The organism is Deferribacter thermophilus, assembly GCF_049472675.1.
Classification (GTDB): Bacteria; Chrysiogenota; Deferribacteres; order Deferribacterales; family Deferribacteraceae; genus Deferribacter; species Deferribacter thermophilus.
Map to the genome: position 1 here is coordinate 48,785 of NZ_JAPNXM010000011.1, position 18,506 is coordinate 67,290.

The following is an 18,506-nucleotide window of genomic DNA, read 5'->3' on the forward strand; positions in this document are numbered from 1 at the left end:
TTACATTTCTACGGAAAACTCCATTGTATCAAACCAGAAACCATCATTTCTGATTGTATCAAGCTCAGCCTGAATAATGTTGTAATGTTTTTCTTCCACTTCAGCTAATTTTTCAAAGAATTCTTTTACTTCGGGAGATTCTGCTTTGGCAGCTTCACTTTTATAAAATTCATAAGCTTTTCTTTCATGTTCTAAAGCGATTTTTAATGCCTCTTCATCTCCCAATTCTGCTTTATCTATTTTTTGAAGACTAACATCTTTTACATCTGGCATGAATTTTGAAAGTCTACCCTTTGGTACTTCTATTACTTCTACCTTTTGTCCTTCCATAATTTGGTTTGTAAATCTTTCAATAAGTTCCATGTGGTCAACTTCATCCAAAGCTAACTGTATAAACATATTTTTGCCAGAAGAAACCTTAGTTTGTTTTGCAAACTTTAAATAAGTCCTCAACCCCTCTTTTTCAGCCTCATAAGCTGTCTTTAGAGCTTTAAGTAATTCGTTTGACATCTTGTCACCTCCTAAAATTTAACATAGTTTTATTATAATCTTTCTAAATTTCATTTCAACATAAATATTGAGTTTTAATAATAATTGAAGTATGTATAAAAGCGATTTACTAAAACAATGGAGGTCTTAAATGAACCCTTTAGCTCAAGAATTAAATGAACTTATCAAAAAAGATAACCCAGCAGTTGTAGAAATGTTGTCAGCATTGGGGAAAAATCTATTTATGCCAAAAGGCATTTTGACTCAATCGGCAGAAGCAAAAGAGAAAGCACATAAATTTAATGCAACAATCGGTATTGCCACAGAAGGTGACAGGCCTATGTATCTTGATTGTATTTATGAAGCTCTTGATGAATTTGAACCAAAAGATTTATTCCCTTACGCACCAGCTACTGGTAAACCAGAGCTTAGAAAAGCATGGAAAGAAAAGATGATTAAAGAGAACCCTTCTTTAAAAGGGAAATATATAGGAACACCAATAGTGACTAATGCTTTAACACACGGTTTGAGTATAGTTGCTGATATGTTTGTAGATGAAGGTGACTATGTGGTTACACCAGATAAATTTTGGGGAAATTATAGATTAACTTTTTTTGTAAGAAGAGGTGGCGAAGTAGCTACATTTGATACTTTTACTGAGGAAGGTGGCTTTAATGTTGATGCTTTAATAGAAAAGGTTAAAGCATGTGGTACTGCAAAAGGTAAAGTTGTTGTATTACTTAATTTTCCAAACAACCCTTCTGGATATATGCCGACTGTGGAAGAAGCTAAAAGAATCGCTGATGGTTTAGTAAAAATAGCAGAGGAAGGGGTAAAAATTGTTGCTGTTACAGATGATGCTTATTTTGGACTCTTTTATGAAGATTCGATAAAAGAATCTATTTTTGGTCTTTTGGCGAATAGATCTAACAATCTTCTGGCAATAAAACTAGATGGTGCTACAAAAGAAGAGTATGTTTGGGGATTTCGTGTTGGTTTTATCACTTTTGCTGCGACAGAACCAAAAGAGCAAAATAACTTATTGATTGCTTTAGAAAAGAAGGTGGCGGGCTTAATAAGAGGTACTATTTCTAATTGTCCGCATCCATCTCAAACTTTTGTTTTAAGAGCACTAAATCATCCTGATTTTGCAAAACAGAAAGCTGAAAAGTATGAAATTATGAAAGCAAGAGCTTTAAAAGTTAAAGAAGTTTTAAGTAGTGGAAAATATAGTGATGAATTTGATTATTATCCATTTAACTCTGGTTATTTTATGTGTTTAAAACTGAAAAATGTTGAAGCTGAGGCGTTAAGAGTGCATTTACTTGATAAATATGGTGTTGGTACAATATCAGTGAATAAAACAGATTTAAGGATTGCTTTTAGCTGTATTGATGTAAATGATGTAGAAGAATTGTTTGAGTTGATATACAAGGGTTGTAAAGATTTGAGATAAATAGGGGAGGATACTCCCCTTTAATTAAATGGAGGTTGTATGGTAGTAGATGCAAGAGGGGAAGCTTGCCCAACTCCTGTTATTTTGACTAAAAAAGCTCTTGAGAGTATTGAAGAAGGGGTTATCACAGTTTTAGTTGATAATCTTGCTTCAAAAGAAAATGTATCAAAGTATGCTTCAAGTCAGGGGCTTCATTATGAAGTTAATGAGAAAGATGGGTATTTTGAGATTGTTATAACTAAGGGTTATACTTGTGATATAGATTCTGAAAAAAAAGCTGAAAAGTCTAATAAAAATAAAATCGTTTTGCATGTTGTGAGTGATTCAATTGGTTTAGGCAACGAAGAGCTTGGTAAAATTTTAATGAAAGGTTTTATTGAGAATATTATTAACTTGGATCGGCTACCAACTTCAATTATTTTTGTAAACAGTGGAGTATTTTTGACAACTAAAAATGAAGATACTATAAAAGCATTAAAGGAGCTTGAAGCAAAAGGGGTAGAAATCCTAAGTTGTGGAACATGTTTAAATTATTATAATCTAATTGATGAACTAAAGGTTGGTGAAATAACTGATGGTTTTAAAGTTATGCAAAGGCTTTTTGAAGCTGACAAGGTAATTAGAGTTTAGTTAAGGGGTTAAAGTGATTAAGTTAACTCATTTAGCAAAAGCTGCAGGGTGAGCAGCTAAAATAGGTCCGGAGGACCTAAACGAAGCACTCAAAGATTTAAAAATATACAAAGATAACAATGTAATTGTGTCTTTTGAAACAAATGATGATAGTGGTATTTATAAAGTTAGTGATGACATATATTTAGCTCAGACTGTTGATTATATAACCCCTGTTGTTGATGAGCCTTACACTTTTGGAAGAATTTCTGCAATAAATTCTTTGAGTGATATTTATGCTATGGGAGGAGATCCAATAACTGCTCTTTCTATTTTAATGTATTCTTGTGAAATAGATAATGAGATAATAAAAGCTATGATGCAGGGTGCCTGTGATGAGCTAGCAAAAGTAAAGTGCAATTTACTTGGTGGGCATACAATTTCAGATAATGAAGTAAAATTAGGGTTTGCTATAACAGGTATGATTAATGATGGTAAAATATATAAAAATTGTACTGCAAGAGAAAATGATAAAATCATCTATACTAAGCCCTTAGGAATTGGGGTGTTATCAACAGCTTTAAAAGGTGAAATGACAAATAATGAGGAAAATAAGATTTTAGAAGATGTTATGCTTTTTTCAAATTATTTAGCTAGCAAAATTATGAAAAAGTATGATGTATCAGCATGTACAGATATTACAGGGTTTGGCTTGGCTGGTCATTTATTTGAAGTTGCTAAAGGTTCGAATAAGACATTAAAGATATATTATAATGAATTGTCCTATTTGAAATCTGCTATTAAATATGCTGAAATGGGTATTATCCCTGCTGGTGCTTATTTTAATAAACAGTTTTTAGAAAATTATGTGGATTATTCAAAAGTTGAAGAAAAATATAAAATGCTTCTTTTTGATCCTCAGACTTCTGGTGGGCTTGCCATATTTGTTTCAGAAAAGGTTGCCGATAGTTTACTAAATGAACTTATAGAAAGTGGTTATATTTATTCTAAGATAATTGGTGAAGTAAAAGGGTATAAAGATAAATATATTATATTTTGCTAAATAGGGAGCATTGAAGCTCCCAGAATAAGTTTATTTAGTTAAGATTTCCATAATTTCCAAATATCTTTTAGATGTTTGTTCAATGATATCTTTTGGAAGTTCAGGTCCAGGTGCTTTTTTATCCCAGTCTAAGGTTTCAAGGTAGTTTCTAACAAACTGTTTGTCCATACTCTCTTGTGGTTCACCTACTTTATAAGTTTCTTTAAACCAGAATCTTGATGAATCAGGGGTGAGTAATTCATCTATCAAGATGATTTCACCATCTTTGTTACCAAACTCCATTTTAGTATCTGCTATTATTATCCCTTTCTCTTCGGCAATTTTAGAGCAAAAAGTATATATTTTAAGAGTGTAATCTCTTAATTTTTTAGCTGTTTCCTCCCCTACTATTAAACACATCTGTTCAAAAGATATATTTTCGTCGTGTTCACCAACCTCTGCTTTTGTAGCAGGGGTAAAGAGAGGTGGTTCTAATTTTTGAGATTCTTTTAAATTTTCTGGTAATTTTATTCCACAAACTTCCCCTGTTTTTTTATAATCTTTCCAACCTGATCCTGTAATATATCCTCTGACTACACATTCTACTGGATAAGGTTTTGCTTTTTCTACAAGCATACTTCTTCCTTCTAATATATTTCTATATTTTTTACATACCTCAGGCATTTCATCTATATCTGTTGTAATTAAGTGGTTTTTTATAATGTGTGAAGTTTTTTCAAACCAAAATTTAGAAAGTTGAGTAAGTACATAACCTTTGTATGGTATCCCATTTGGTAAAATGACATCAAAGGCAGAAATTCTATCTGTTGTCACAATCAGTAAATAATTTCCGAGATCGTAAATATCTCGTACTTTGCCTCTGCCGATTAAATTTAAATCAGGTATTTCAGTTTTTAAAACTACATCCATTAGACCCTCCTGATTTATATGCATTTTATTCTATTTATTGCTTCTAAACCACCAATTATATTGTAAGCTTCATAACCTAAATTCCTGAGAAACCTTGTTGCTAAATAACCTCTAAATCCAACAGCACAATGTATATACACAGGCTTATTTTTATCTATTTCATCCAAGTGGTCTCTTATATCATTTACATAAATATTTTTTGCCTTTTCAAGTTTGTAGGCTTTATATTCTAATTTGGTTCTAACGTCAATAACTTGTATTGAATTCTCATTATAAATTTTTAAAAAATCTTGTGGCTTAATACCAAAGCCTTCTCCTCTATCCTGATTTGCAGCTACAAAGCCAGCTTTATTAATATTATCTTTAGCAGAACCATAGGGTGGTGCGTAGCAGTAATCTATATTTTCAAGGTCATAAATTGTTAAATCACCATATATGGCTGAAGCAATAGCATCTACTTTCCTAGCAGTATTATAGTTTCCACTTGCTTCTACTCCAAGTATTTTCTTAGATTTTTTGTCATAGATTAATTTCATGAAAATTTGTTCGTAGCCTGGGTAATATTCTGCATGATCTGGATCTTCTGTATAAACAAAATCAGCATCAAAACCAGCTGCTAACGCATCTTCATAGCTCAAACCAGTTTTTGCTACAACTTTATCTAAAAACCCTACAACACTAGTACCTATGACTCCTGGATTTTGTAGCATGCCTCCAGCTGCATTACATCCAGCTATTCTACCTTCTCTATTTGCAGGTCCAGCTAATGGTAAAAAAAGATGTTTTTTTGAAACAATATGAAATTTTTCCACTGCGTCACCAGCGGCATAAATAAAATCATAATTTGTTTGCATATATTCATTTACTTTGATTGCACCTGTTTCACCTAAAGTTATTCCTGCTTTTACAGCTAGTTCAACATTTGGTTTAACACCTGTTGCCAAAAAGAGTATATCAGCATACAGAACAGTATTGTCATTTAGTATTACTATATATTTCCCATTATCGAATTTAACTTCAGTAACTAATCTATTTGTTAATATATCAATACCAGAGGCTTTAATTTTATCTTCTATAGAAAGAGCTATCTCTGGGGAGTAATTAGGTAAAATGTGATTTTTAGCTTCTATAATTGTTGTTTTAATCCCTGTGTGATACATAGCTTCAGCAATTTCAACACCTATATACCCTCCACCTATAATTATAGCTGTTTTTGGATTGTTTCTTTCAATATAATTTTTTATGTTATCTACATCTTCAACAGTCCTCATCTGGAAAAATGGTGTTCTTTCAATCCCTTTGATTTTTGGAATAATTGCATTAGCTCCAGTAGCAATAATAAGCTTATCAAAATTATCTTCAAAAGTTTTGTCTCCATGTTTTACGAGTAAAGTTTTATTCTTAGGGTTTATTTCAATAACTTCATGGTTAGTGAAAATATTTAGGTTAAATCGCTTTCCTAAACTTTTTGGTGTATGTAAAAGTAATCTGTTTCTGTTATTTATTAAACCTCCTATATAAAAAGGTAGTCCACAATTTGCATAGGATACATTAGAGGTTTTTTCATAAATTGTAATATCCATAAATTCATTAGTTCTTCTAGCCTTTGCTGCTGCACTTGCACCTGCTGCAACACCACCTATAATAATCAGTTTTTCTTTATTCAATTACGCCTCCTATCAATCTATTATTTTTTCTACCAAGTATTTTTATTTCATAAAAATTGTTGCTTTGTAGGTTTTCATTAACAACTTTTACATAGTGATAGTTAGATAGATGTCCAAAACCGTTACTTTCTAATAGTATTTTAGCTTTTTTACCTATCATCTTTAACTCAGAATCTTTTTTTAGCATTTCTCCTAATTTCCTAAGTTTTTTTGCACGTTCTTTTTTTATACTATCAGGGATTTGGTTTTTCATTTTGCTTGCTTGAGTCCCTTCTCTCCTTGAATAATTAAAAACATGTAGGTAATCTACTTTTGCATCTAACAAAGTGTCTATTGTGTCTTGGAAATCGTTTTCTGTTTCAGTTGGAAATCCTACAATAACATCAGTGCCGATGGTGCAATCTTTTATACTATCTTTTACTTTTTTACAGATTTCAATAAACTCTTCAGCTGTATGTCTTCTTTTCATTAATTTTAAGATTCTATTTGAACCATTTTGCAAGGCAATATGAAGATGATTACAGATTAATCCTTTTGAATTTGCTATAAGTGATACTAACTCATCATCTATTTCATCAACATCTAAAGACGATAATCTAAATCTAATATTATAGTTTGTATATCTTTTGGTAATAATTTTTAACAGTTCTTTTAGATTTGAGTTAAGATCAATGCCATACTTGCCTATGTGAATACCTACTAAAACGATTTCTTTATAATTTTTTTCTATTAAAGAATCTATCTCTTTTAGTATTTGTTCAGAAGGCTTTGAGCGGGGTTTTCCTCTTAGAAAAGGTATTATACAATAAGTGCAAAATGCATCACAGCCATCTTGGATTTTTAAAAAAGCTCTTGTTTTAAGTTTTAGTTTTTGGTTTTGGGTTGAAACTAAGTTGATATTTAAGTGTTTTTTGAGATTTTCTATCAAAGATTCTTTACTTTCATTATCTATAACAACATCGATATAATTTTTAATTTCATCTTTGATTATGGATGCATAACAGCCTGTTATAACTATTTTTGGATTATATTTATTTTTAACCTTTTTAATAAAATCGTTACACTTTTTTTCGGCAAGCTCTGTAACAGCGCAGCTATTTATTAATACAATATCGGCGTCTTCAATATTATCAACTACATGTAATCCAATTTTATTGCTTTCAAGTTTAAAATTTTCGCTTTCAGAAAGGTTGACTTTACATCCAAAAGTATGTATATATAATCTATTCATATTTCCCCTTGAACTATTTTATTTTTAACCTATCAATATAAGTGTCCCCTGTAGGTTGTCAATATACATTAGTTTTTGCGCCTGTAAAGGCGCTTTTTTTTTGTAAAATTTTATGTTATTATTTTTTTATGAAAAAGTTTTGGGTTATATTTGGAATAATAGTTTTAATTATAGTCATTTTATTGATATTAAAGAGTTATTTTCAAATCTCTTTTGAACCGTTAGTTTCAAATATTAAACTTAAAAAAAAGAGCGTTTTTGAACAATATATTGTAAAGGAGATTAAGATTGGTGATGATTATGGGGTTTTTATTGAAAATGTTGTAGCTACAAGTGCTGATTTAAATAATAGACATATCAAGATTGATTTATATATAATAACTGTAAATAAAAATGTTGCTAAGTTATTGTCAAAGAATAACAAACAAACAGCTATTACTATATCTAATATATTAACAAATTTTAAGATTTCTGATTTAATAACAGAAAATGGAAAGAAATTTTTAAAAAATGAGATTAAAAGAGCGCTTGAGCTAAAATATGGCAAAGGTTTGATAAAAGAGATTTATTTTCATAATATGGTGTTTTCATAATGAAAAAAGAAGACTTGAAAAAGTTTTATTGGAACAGATGGTATGATATAAAAGAGAATAGAAAGAAATTCCCTACATCCTGGCAACTTTTATCTGAAATCTCAAAATTATCTTATGAAACTGTAAAATATGCATTGGATATTTTGGGATTTCCATTAGAAAATATTGTTTTTATTTCAATAGGTAGTCTTGCAAGAGAGCAGATGTCGCCATTTTCTGATATTGATGTTTTATTATTGCACGAAAAAGATTTAAATAAGATTGAGCAATCAAAAATTTATGAACTAACAACATTATTATGGGATATTAATTTAAACCCAGCTATACAGATTAAATCAATACAGGATATTACTAATACTACAAATTTAGATACTATAGAAAAAACTGCTTTAATTGATTATAGATATTTGGAAGGTAATAAAAATTTGTTTAAAAGCTATGAGCAAATAGTTAACTCATATATTATAGAAAAAGGTAAAACGAATTTTTTATTAGAACATATTAATGTGGCTATTAAGAGGGGAGAAAAATTTAGAGATTCCATTTATAAGTTAGAACCAAATTTAAAAGAAGGGTTAGGAGGTATTAGAGATTTTAATTTTATATGTTGGATCAATAGGATTTTATTTGGTGGAAGTAGTCTGACAACACTTGTTAAAAAAGGGATAATATCTGTACAAGACTTTGATAATCTGATGAAAGGGATAGAGTTTATATTTAGAGTAAGGAACGAGTTGCATTACTATTTTAATAGAAAAAGTGACATCTTAACTTTGGAAGCTCAAAAAGCGATAGCATCTGAGCTTGGATATATTACTACTTCTACATCGCTTAATGTGGAGCATTTTTTGAGAAACTTTTATCAGCATGCGAGAGATATATCTCTAATCACTAAAAAAGTAATAAATAAAGGGTTACAAGAAGTTATTTATAATAAAACTGAGAGAAAATCTACTGTTAGAAAACTGGGGTATGGCTTAATTCAATACAATAATTATTTAACAGCTGAGAATAAAGATATTTTCGTTAATAATAATGAATTATTGATAAAAGTTTTTGAAATATCAGCAATTAAGTCTTTAAAATTATCTGATAGATTAATCGAATTGATCAGAGATAATCTGTATTTAATAAATGAAACTTTTTTAAAAAGATATGGTAAAGTCTTTGTGAAAACAATATCTCGTTTTCCTTATTCTTACAAAATTGTTAAAAATATGTTTTTTACTGGTGTTTTAGAAAAAATTATACCAGAATTTAAAGAAATAAACTGCCGTGTTCAGTATGATCTGTATCATCATTATACTGTTGATGAACATACTATACTGGCTCTAAAATATATTGATGATTTGGTTAGTGTAGCTAATCCATTAAATAATGTTTATTTAGACGCATATAGGGCTTTGAAAAGAAAAGACCTTTTGGCTTTGAGCATTTTACTACATGATATAGGTAAAGGGCAGGGGTTTAATCACTCTGTTGTTGGAGCGAAAATGTCTCAGGTGATTTGTAGGAGATTAAACCTCCATCCTGACGATATCGATACAGTTTCAAATATGGTTGAACAGCATTTATTAATGAGTCATATTGCTCAGAGAAGAGATTTGCATGATTTGGAGGTCATAGAATATTTTACTAATTTTTTAAACAATGAAGATGAATTGCACTTGTTGTATCTTTTAACTTATGCTGATATGAAAGCTGTGGGTGGAGCTGTTTTTAATGATTGGAAAAGTTCTCTTTTGACGGAGCTTTATTTAAAATCAAAAGTTGCAATGGAAAAAGAGTCTTTGATAAGTGAGTATAACAACATTATTAATAATAAAAGAAAAAAACTGTATGAAAGGGTAACAGATAATATAATTAGAGGGTTTATTGATAAGCTTGATTCTGAATATGTATTTACTTACAAAGTAAAACATATAATCAGGCATCTTCAAATGATTAAGCAGTTAAATCCTGATACAAATGTTATTGTTGATTATTACTCAAGGAATGATTTAAAATGTATTGAGTTTAATATCTGCACTTATGATTTTTTAGGTTTATTGAAAAAATTAGCAGGAGTTTTTGCATATTATGGTTTAAACATTCTTGGGGCTCAGATTTTTACTTTTGAAAATAATGTAGTAATAGATACTATACAGGTAGAATCACTACACGAAGCAAATAGTTACTTGTTAGAGAAAGGGGAGAAAATATCTAAAACTATTAAAGATGTTATTTCAAACAAAGTTCAGGTTGAAGAGTTAGTAAAGAAGGCTCCTACTACATTTTTTAAGAAGAAAATACCTAAAGAGATTAAGAAGAAAGTGGAATTTGATAATGAAATATCATCAAATTATACTGTAATTGATGTTTACACTGAGGATAAAATTGGATTGTTATATAAGATATTATCTGTTTTTGAAGACTTAGGAATCAACGTGCAAAAGGCGAAGATTTCTACGGATGTGGATAGGGTTGTTGACTCTTTTTATGTAACAGACAAAAACTATAACAAAATTACAGAACAAACATTTATTGATAAAATAAAATTATCTTTAATGGAAGTAATCTGATTTTTTCTGCTTAGTCATTTAATAGATTAATTAAAAAGGTGATTTTACCATTAAAGTAAAGAGGCTGTTGCATAATAGGACTATTTTTTGATATAAATGTAGATTTGAGATTGCTTTTCCCGCCATTTAGCTATAGATGTTTAGTTTAAGGCTTTTGAGTTACTATGTTTAAATGTATAACTGTCATTGTGCAAACGTTAAAAGCGGGGTCGCAATGACCCCAAAATGACGTCTTTGCGAGCGGTAGCGAAGCAATCTGATGTGGCTTAAGCAATTATTATTGTGCAACACCCTCGATAGATTATAATATTGTAGTATTTGAATATTGTAATATATAAATAATTGATAATAAAGGGTTTTATTGGATATAACGCTGTTTTGAAACATGAAAAAGAAATGTTTTTAAAAATTAATTTTTCCTTAATTATTCCTTTGAAATCCTGTTTAATAAGTATAGTTTAATGCTATATCATACAGTAAAAATATTATATGTTAATAATATATTAAATAATTCTTGATTATTTTAACTAAATAAAAATATATTTAATTTGTAGGAATTTTTAAACAAAAATTTTTGATTTTGGAGGTTGATTATGCCTTGTATTAGCAGAAGGAATTTTTTGAAATTAGGTGTTGCATCGGCAATATCGTCAAACTTACTTTCTATCCAAAAGTCTTATGCGAGCGTTTCTCCTGTTGATTTTGGAGTGGAAAAGAAAGTACCCGTTTTGTGCAGAATGTGTGCTCAATTTTGTCCTATGTTGGCTGTTGTTCTTGATGGGAGGGTTATAAGAATTGAGTCAAATAAGCACACTCCACATTCAGGTATTTGTGCACGTGGTAGGTCTGCAATGGGTGCCTTATATAATCCTGATAGAGTAAAATATCCGCTAATTCGTGTTGGTAAAAGAGGTGAAGGGAAATTTAGAAGAGCTACTTGGGATGAAGCGCTTAATATGATTGCTTCTAAACTAAAGGAATTAAAAAGGAATAATGAAGAACATCTTGTTGCATTTCTCCCAAGGTTTAATAGTGCACCAGAAATGGATAAGCAATTTTTTAAAATTTATGGGACGCCAAATATTGTTGGTTATGGTGACACCTGTTTTGGTAATTCGCTTATAGTGAGTTTTGGAGCTATTTTTGGTGGTAAGGAAGATCACGGAGTACCTGGAGGAGGTACTGGAGCTTTGACTCCAGATTATGAAAATGCAAAATATGGTTTACTTATAAATAGAAACCCTGGTGGAGGGCTTGTAACATTTCCTTGGGGTGTAATGTTTGGTAGAGGGAAAAGAAATGGTTTGAAAGTTACTGTTGTTGATCCAAGAAAACCTTCTGAAGCTGGTGAAAGTTTAACTGATTGGTTACCTATAAGACCAGGAACAGATCTAGCCTTCCTTTTGGCTTTATCTCATCTCATTTTAACTAATGATAGTTACAACAAAGAATTTTTAATGAAGTATACAAATGCTGCAATGTTAGTTGATAGTGAAGGTAAACCTGTATATACAGAACATACTGATGACAAACACTTTGATTATTTAGTTTTCGATGAAGCTGATAAATCGTTTAAATTATCACATCTTGCTCAAAAACCTGCTTTATTGGGATCGTTTGAGTATAATGGTCAAAAAGTTAAAACAGCACTAACAGTTTTAAAAGAATCATCAGTACAATATACGCCAGAATGGGCAGAAAAAATTACTTCAATCCCTGCTGCTAAAATTAGACAAGTTGCTGAAAATTTGGTTAAAAATTCTCCTCAAGTATTTATAGAAAGAGGTTACAGGTCAGTAAGATATTTAAACTCTATGGAAGAAAAAAAAGTAATTTTGATGCTCAATGTTCTTTTAGGAAACATTGGTGCAAAGGGTGGTATGATTATTCAAAGAAAAGTTGAAACTGCATCATATTTAAAAACTCCAAAACCTAAAACAAAATCTATAAGTATCTACTATAGAGATATTGATGAGTTTTCACTAATAAATACTTCGGATTATAGAAGGATATTTATAAAGTCGCTTTTGGATGAAAAACCTTATAAATGTAAAATGGCAGTATTTTGGGGACAAAATATAATTGGTGGTTCTACAGGTGGTGAAGAAATAATAAAAGCATTAGAGAAGCTTGAAATGATTGTAGCTGTGACACCATTTTTTAATGAAACTGCTCTTTATGCTGATATAATTATTCCTGATGCGATGTTTTTGGAAAGAGATGAAGCAATAAGAACTAAGTTTAAAACACCTTATCCAGTTGTTGCAGTTCACAAAAAAGCAGTTGACCCGCTTTTTGAAGCAAAGGATGGTTATTGGATTGTATTAGAGCTTGCTAAAAGGGTCTTTGATGAAGAAACTTATGATAAATATTTTAAAGAATTTGAAGAAAAAGGTATTAAATCAATATGGGAAAAGCAGCTTTCTCACTTGAAAGGATTGGACGAAAAAGAGAAGAGTGAGTTTTCAATATCTTCACTGTTTGAAAAAGGGGTTTGGACTGGACATATAAAATATGGTGTAAAAGCAAAAACAAAATCTAAAAAAATCGAGCTTTACAGCACGTTTTTACAAAAAAAATATTTGGAAATGAAACCAAAGAATGAAAAACTTTCGCTATTACTTGATCCAAAATTTAAATATGTAGATCCTTACTGGAGAACATTTAAGAATAATCTAGGTAGCGATGAATTTGTACCAGTTACAGGTTTTAACCCTTTGAGCTCCTTTACGGGTGCACAAACAAGAAACAACCCTATCTTGAAGGTTATTGGAGAAATGGTGGATTGGGATGCTGTGTATATAAATAAAGAAAAGGGTGAAAAGTTGGGACTGAAAGACGGCGATATGGTAGAAATTTTCAATATAGAAAGACCACATTTGGCAACTTTGGCAAAAGTAAAACTGGTTGAGCATGTCCATCCTGATGCTATGTTTTCATATTATGGAGTGGGAGCTGGTTATTATAAGAAATATAATAATTTTCTTACTTATGCTCCGAAATATGGGTTCAATCCAAATCATATAGGGAATTTTAACTTTGCACCACTTGATGGTGGTCAACTTGCTCAAGATTTTATTGTTAAAATTAGGAGGCCAAAATGAAAAGAAATTTAATATGTTATGACTCAATTTCCTGTATCAGATGTTATGCTTGTATGGTGAATTGTGCAGTGGAAAATAGAGCTAGGCAGTTTAGAGATAAAAATAAAAGATATGAACTTGCTGTTAATGAAACAAATAAAAATTATTATTACCTGACTCCTGAGATATATGAATATGGCAAATATCCGGATATTAAAAAAGCTACGAAATTTAATCATTGTAATCACTGTGAAAACGCACCATGTATGCAAATATGCCCTTCTAACGCCATAGAAAAAAGAAAAAGTGGTGCAGTAGTAATTAATGAAGAAACTTGCGTTGGTTGTAGATCGTGCATGGATGCGTGTCCTTATAATGTTCCTAAGTATGATGAGAAAAGTAATAAAACTTTTAAGTGTATCTTTTGTTATGACAGAATAGAAAATGGCTTAAAACAGGCTTGTGTTGAAGGATGCCCTACAGGTGCTATGTTTTCTGGTGCATTCGATGAAGTAAGAGCAGAGGTTTTGAAAAGGTTAGAAAGGTATGAATCTATTTATAACGAACCATTTGTAGCTTATGGTTTGGAAAAAGTAAATGATTATGTAGGTAGTTTAGGTTGGGTTACTATTATTCCTAAAAAAGAGTTAGAAGCATATAAACTTCCTGAAAATCCATACAGAAGTGGAGTTGCCTTAAGGAATTTTGCTAAAAAGAGTGCTCCAGTATTGATTGGTGCTGCAATTGTTGCTACTGCAGGTCATTTTATCTATTGGCTTTCTAAGAGAAAAAAAGTTGTAAAACAATCATCTAAAGAGGAGGAGTAAAATGTTAAAAAAAGTTGAAAAAATAGAAGTTTTTAACCAAATAGTAATTTGGTATCACAAACATATTATACATTTTATGTTCTTTTTTATCATAACTGGACTACCTATACTATCTGATAAATTTAAATTTCTTGCATATATTTTTGGTATTCCAGTAAGCTTTTTAGGCAACATAAATACAAGTGCCGAGATTTTGAGTGTAGGTATTCAGGTAGCGAGGATTTTTCATAGGGTAACAGCTCTATTTTTCATATTAACAACTATTCCTTTTGTAATTGTGATGTTAAAAGATATAAAGTCTTGGCATATCTGGCCTGAAAAGTGGGGGATAAAAGCCATTTTTAATGGAATAGGGGATCTTTATAAGACGTATATAAAATTTGAGCATCCAGAGATTGGGAAATACAATATGGGACAAAAGCTTTTTGCATGGTTTATTATCGTTGCGATGATTATGATGACAATTTCTGGATGGATACTTGCATTTAGAGACAGTTATAGTGAGAGTATGTGGCAATGGGCAAGAGGGGTTCACGCAATTTTCTTTGTGTTTATAATTTTCTTCTTAATTATACATATCTATATTGGGACTCATCCATTAAATAGGTGTGGTTTGAAAGCTATTTTTCGCACAGGTGAAGCTGATTTAGAACATTTAAAAGAGAAACATCCACGCTGGTATAAAAAGCTTATGAAATAAGGAGGTTGTCAATAGACTAATCAATTGATAAGTATAATAGTTATGAGATTGCTTCTTCAACTTTTGTCGCTTCGCAATGACCCCAAAATGACGTCTTTGCGAGCGGTAGCGAAGCAATCTATAGGGTTAGAATAGCTATTGTTTTAAAAATCCCCAAGGAATTTTAATAAGGGAGAGGGGAGCCCCTCTCCTTTTTATTAATATAGTTATTTTATTTTCTAAAAGTCATAATGTTAGCGTAAGTAAAAGAAAAATGATTTACAAAATATATTTTAAATTTGACTAATTTTGTCTTTTTATAGTATACTTAGATATGTTTAAAAAGTTAATGTTTTGCAATCTTCTAAAAAAGATTTCTTTTAATAGTGATGAAGAATTTTCTATCGAGATAAAACATATTTTTTGTAACTTTGACGATAAACCTGATATTGATTTCATCAACAATAATAAGGAGATAATAGACAATTATAAAAAAATGTTATCTGGCAATTTAACATACTTCATATATGAACTACCACATGAAACAAATTTAATATTGTATTCAAGTTTATTAAAAAGAGATGAGTCTGAAATAGAGACTGTGGAGTTTTTAATATCTGCTGAGAGTGAATTGGGAGGTATTGTTAATGGTTTAATTAATAACAAATACATTGGATTAATTATATATCAAGATGATAAAATAAAGTTTGTTGATAAAGGGTTTGAATATATTACAGGTTACTCATTTGAAGAAGTAAAAGAAAAAAATCTTTCTTCATTATTTCATGATTATGCAAAAGAGTCTATAAAATATCTAAGTATTTTAAGACAAAGAGGAAAATATATAGAGCAACATTTTTCTCATATTCCTCTTTTAGCTAAAGATGGTTTTTATAAATATTTAAATTTATACGATTCAACAACTGATTTTCGAGGGGATAAAGCTGGGTGTATGATATTTTTTGATGTCACTGAAGAAAAATATTTAAGCGATGTGAACAGGATTCAGTTGGGTTTGAATAAAATTTTTAGCAAAATAAAATATAAAAAAGATTTATTTAAAGGGATTTGTGATTATTTAGTATCTTTACCTGATATCAGATTTGCCTGGATAGGGGAAGTAAAAAAAGATGGCGTTTATCCTATTTTTTATAGTGGCTATAACGAAGGTTATATAAAGGTATTAAAACTAAAGATAAATGATCCAGAAACTTCAAAAGGGCCAACTATAAGTTCTATAAAACGAGGGAACATCTCAGTAAACCCAAACACAAAAGAAAACCCTGCTGTACATTTATGGCGAGATGAGATGCTAAAAAGGAGATTTTTTTCTTCTTGTGCTATCCCTATTAAATACGAAGATGAATATAAATATGTGGTAAATATTTATGCTGGTGAGCCCTATTATTTTAATGAAAAGGTTGTTGAAGCATTAAAGAATTTACAGGAAGATATTTCAGATTTTTTAGTTAAACTTGATGAGTTGGAATTTAAAGAATATCTTTATAGTGCTATAGAAAATTCTCATGATTGGGTTATGATTACAGATAAAAATGGTAAAATTGAATATATAAATAAAGCATTAGAAAATATTTCTGGTTATAGCAAAGATGAAATAATTGGCAAAACTCCAGCAATTTTTAAATCTGGTTTATATGATAGTGAATTTTATAAAAGGTTATGGGACACAATATTGAATGGAGAAGTGTTTAACGGGGTCGTAATTAACAAGAAGAAAAATGGTGAGTTTTTTCAGCTGGATCATACAATTGTTCCTGTAAAAATAGATGGCAAAGTGACAAAGTTTGTATCAATTGCAAAGGATATTACAAGAGAAGTTACTTTAGAAGAAGAGATTAAAAGATTTAAGTATTTTGATACGCTAACAAATTTATATAACAGAAAAGGTTTTGTTTTAGAGTCAACTAAAGCTTTAGAAAAATATGGGATGTTAAAAGGTATAAAAGTAGTATTACTAATTGATATTCATTCCTTTTCTTATTTAAATGAGGTTTATGGGTTTAAAACCTGTGATGAGTTATTGAGAAAATATGGTGAGATTTTAAAAAACACATTTTATAACACAGACATAGTGGCAAGGGTGAGCAGTGACGAATTTGCGATTTTTCTAATGATTAATAAAGAAGAAGAATTAACTCACATTTTGGATAAGTTATTTGAGACAAATTCAAAACCTATAAAAATAGGGGATGATTTAAAGATCAAGATTGATATAAATGTTGGAGTAAAAATTCTAAATGATTTAGACGTAGAAGATGCTTTAAGTAAGGCTGAGCTTTCTGCAAATCTCGCAAAAAAGGAAGGTGCTAACACTTTTAGAGTTTACAATGAAGAGATAAATAAAAGAATATCTCAACATTATGATACATTACAGCTTATTTTAGATGCATTAAAAAACAGATGGTTTATATTCCATTTACAGCCGATATATAATGTTAACGATTTAGATATAACAGGTTTTGAAGCGTTGATTAGGATTAATCATCCAGAAAAAGGGGTTATCTATCCTAATGTGTTTATTGACCTTGTTGAAAATTCAAGTCTATTGGAAAAATTTGAAACTCATTTATTTCAAATGATCATTGATTATTTAAATAAGATAAATTTTTCTGCTAGGAATTATGAAATTTCGATAAATGTGAGTGTAAATTCTTTTAAAAACAATTTAATAGAAAAATACATTAAAATTATACCTGAACATATGAGAAATAATATAAATATTGAAATTACAGAGCGAGTTTTTGCTGAGGATAATGAAAAAATAATAAATATTTTAAACAAAGTAAAAGATAGTGGTTTTAAGATAGAAATTGATGATTTTGGCACAGGTTATTCTTCTTTAAGTTATATGGAAAGAATACCTGCAGATATTATTAAAATTGATATGTCTTTTACTCAGAAGCTGGAAAGCTGCTTTAGGACAAAAGCGATAGTAAAAACAATTATTCAACTTGCTCAAAATTTAGGTTTAAAAACGATTGCAGAAGGTGTTGAAACAAAAGAGCAGTTTGAGATACTAAAATCATTGGGTTGTGATTATGTGCAAGGGTATTATTTTTCCAAACCATTACCGTTAGATAAAATAATCTCTCTTATAAAATAATTTTTGAAAGTTTTATATATCAAAATAAGTATTCATGCACTTATTAAGAATTGAAAATATACAACGACCCTGTAACATTATTTGTGTAAATCCTCATTTTGTTATCTACAATATTAACCATTTGTAAACCTGTCAATTCTTTCCTGAAAGTAAATATATAATTGCGGATATATTTTTGACCAATCTCTTACCCTACCATTCCATTTACTTGATAT

At 30.0% G+C, this 18,506-nt stretch carries 13 protein-coding genes; 9 read left to right on the forward strand and 4 right to left on the reverse strand.

The window, feature by feature from the left end:
* On the reverse strand, positions 1–510 hold the full coding sequence (locus tag OWM07_RS09535) for a ferritin family protein (RefSeq protein ID WP_423303488.1): 510 nt from the start codon (positions 508–510) through the stop codon (positions 1–3).
* 130 nt (positions 511–640) lie between these two features.
* On the opposite strand from OWM07_RS09535, the gene OWM07_RS09540 reads away from it, so the two are divergent.
* The 3 genes from OWM07_RS09540 to selD are packed head-to-tail and all read left to right on the forward strand — an operon-like array spanning position 641 to position 3,617.
* Positions 641–1,945 (forward strand): aminotransferase class I/II-fold pyridoxal phosphate-dependent enzyme, encoded by a 1,305-nt coding sequence (locus OWM07_RS09540; RefSeq protein WP_423303489.1) that lies wholly within the window; start codon positions 641–643, stop codon positions 1,943–1,945.
* A gap of 39 nt (positions 1,946–1,984) precedes the next feature.
* Positions 1,985–2,575: a sulfurtransferase-like selenium metabolism protein YedF gene (yedF, locus tag OWM07_RS09545; protein ID WP_423303490.1), complete on the forward strand. Its 591-nt coding sequence runs from the start codon at positions 1,985–1,987 to the stop codon at positions 2,573–2,575.
* A 13-nt stretch (positions 2,576–2,588) separates the two neighbouring features.
* The gene (selD, locus tag OWM07_RS09550; RefSeq protein WP_423303491.1) at positions 2,589–3,617 is read left to right on the forward strand and encodes a selenide, water dikinase SelD; all 1,029 of its coding nucleotides are present in this window, start codon (positions 2,589–2,591) and stop codon (positions 3,615–3,617) included.
* Positions 3,618–3,647: 30 nt separating this feature from the next.
* On the opposite strand, the gene OWM07_RS09555 is transcribed toward selD, so the two are convergent.
* From OWM07_RS09555 to mtaB, 3 genes are read right to left on the reverse strand one after another with little or no spacing between them, the layout of a single operon-like run.
* A complete protein-coding gene (locus tag OWM07_RS09555; protein ID WP_423303492.1) occupies positions 3,648–4,526 on the reverse strand; it encodes a phosphoribosylaminoimidazolesuccinocarboxamide synthase in 879 nt (292 codons plus the stop codon).
* Positions 4,527–4,540: 14 nt separating this feature from the next.
* Complete coding sequence (locus OWM07_RS09560; protein WP_423303493.1) at positions 4,541–6,193, reverse strand: FAD-dependent oxidoreductase; 1,653 nt, start codon at positions 6,191–6,193, stop codon at positions 4,541–4,543.
* Positions 6,186–7,424 (reverse strand): tRNA (N(6)-L-threonylcarbamoyladenosine(37)-C(2))-methylthiotransferase MtaB, encoded by a 1,239-nt coding sequence (mtaB, locus tag OWM07_RS09565; RefSeq protein WP_423303494.1) that lies wholly within the window; start codon positions 7,422–7,424, stop codon positions 6,186–6,188. The genes OWM07_RS09560 and mtaB overlap by 8 nt, the downstream gene beginning before the upstream one ends.
* A gap of 128 nt (positions 7,425–7,552) precedes the next feature.
* Here mtaB and OWM07_RS09570 point away from each other — a divergent pair, with 128 nt between their 5' ends.
* The 6 genes from OWM07_RS09570 (at position 7,553) to OWM07_RS09595 (ending at position 18,291) form a co-directional block, all read left to right on the forward strand.
* Entirely contained in the window at positions 7,553–8,017 is a 465-nt protein-coding gene (locus tag OWM07_RS09570; RefSeq protein WP_423303495.1) for a flagellar basal body-associated FliL family protein, read from the forward strand.
* Positions 8,017–10,578, forward strand: coding sequence for a [protein-PII] uridylyltransferase (gene glnD, locus OWM07_RS09575; protein WP_423303496.1), 2,562 nt, complete (start codon positions 8,017–8,019; stop codon positions 10,576–10,578). Before OWM07_RS09570 ends, glnD begins: the two co-directional genes overlap by 1 nt.
* Before the next feature lie 593 nt (positions 10,579–11,171).
* A complete protein-coding gene (locus tag OWM07_RS09580; RefSeq protein ID WP_423303497.1) occupies positions 11,172–13,682 on the forward strand; it encodes a molybdopterin-containing oxidoreductase family protein in 2,511 nt (836 codons plus the stop codon).
* Entirely contained in the window at positions 13,679–14,488 is an 810-nt protein-coding gene (locus tag OWM07_RS09585) for a 4Fe-4S dicluster domain-containing protein (RefSeq protein WP_423303498.1), read from the forward strand. Before OWM07_RS09580 ends, OWM07_RS09585 begins: the two co-directional genes overlap by 4 nt.
* 1 nt (position 14,489) lies before the next feature.
* Positions 14,490–15,188 carry a cytochrome b/b6 domain-containing protein gene (locus tag OWM07_RS09590; RefSeq protein ID WP_423303499.1) on the forward strand — a complete coding sequence of 233 codons (699 nt, stop codon included), beginning with the start codon at positions 14,490–14,492 and terminating at the stop codon, positions 15,186–15,188.
* Positions 15,189–15,501: 313 nt separating this feature from the next.
* Positions 15,502–18,291 carry a bifunctional diguanylate cyclase/phosphodiesterase gene (locus OWM07_RS09595; RefSeq protein ID WP_423303501.1) on the forward strand — a complete coding sequence of 930 codons (2,790 nt, stop codon included), beginning with the start codon at positions 15,502–15,504 and terminating at the stop codon, positions 18,289–18,291.
* Positions 18,292–18,506: the final 215 nt, after the last annotated feature.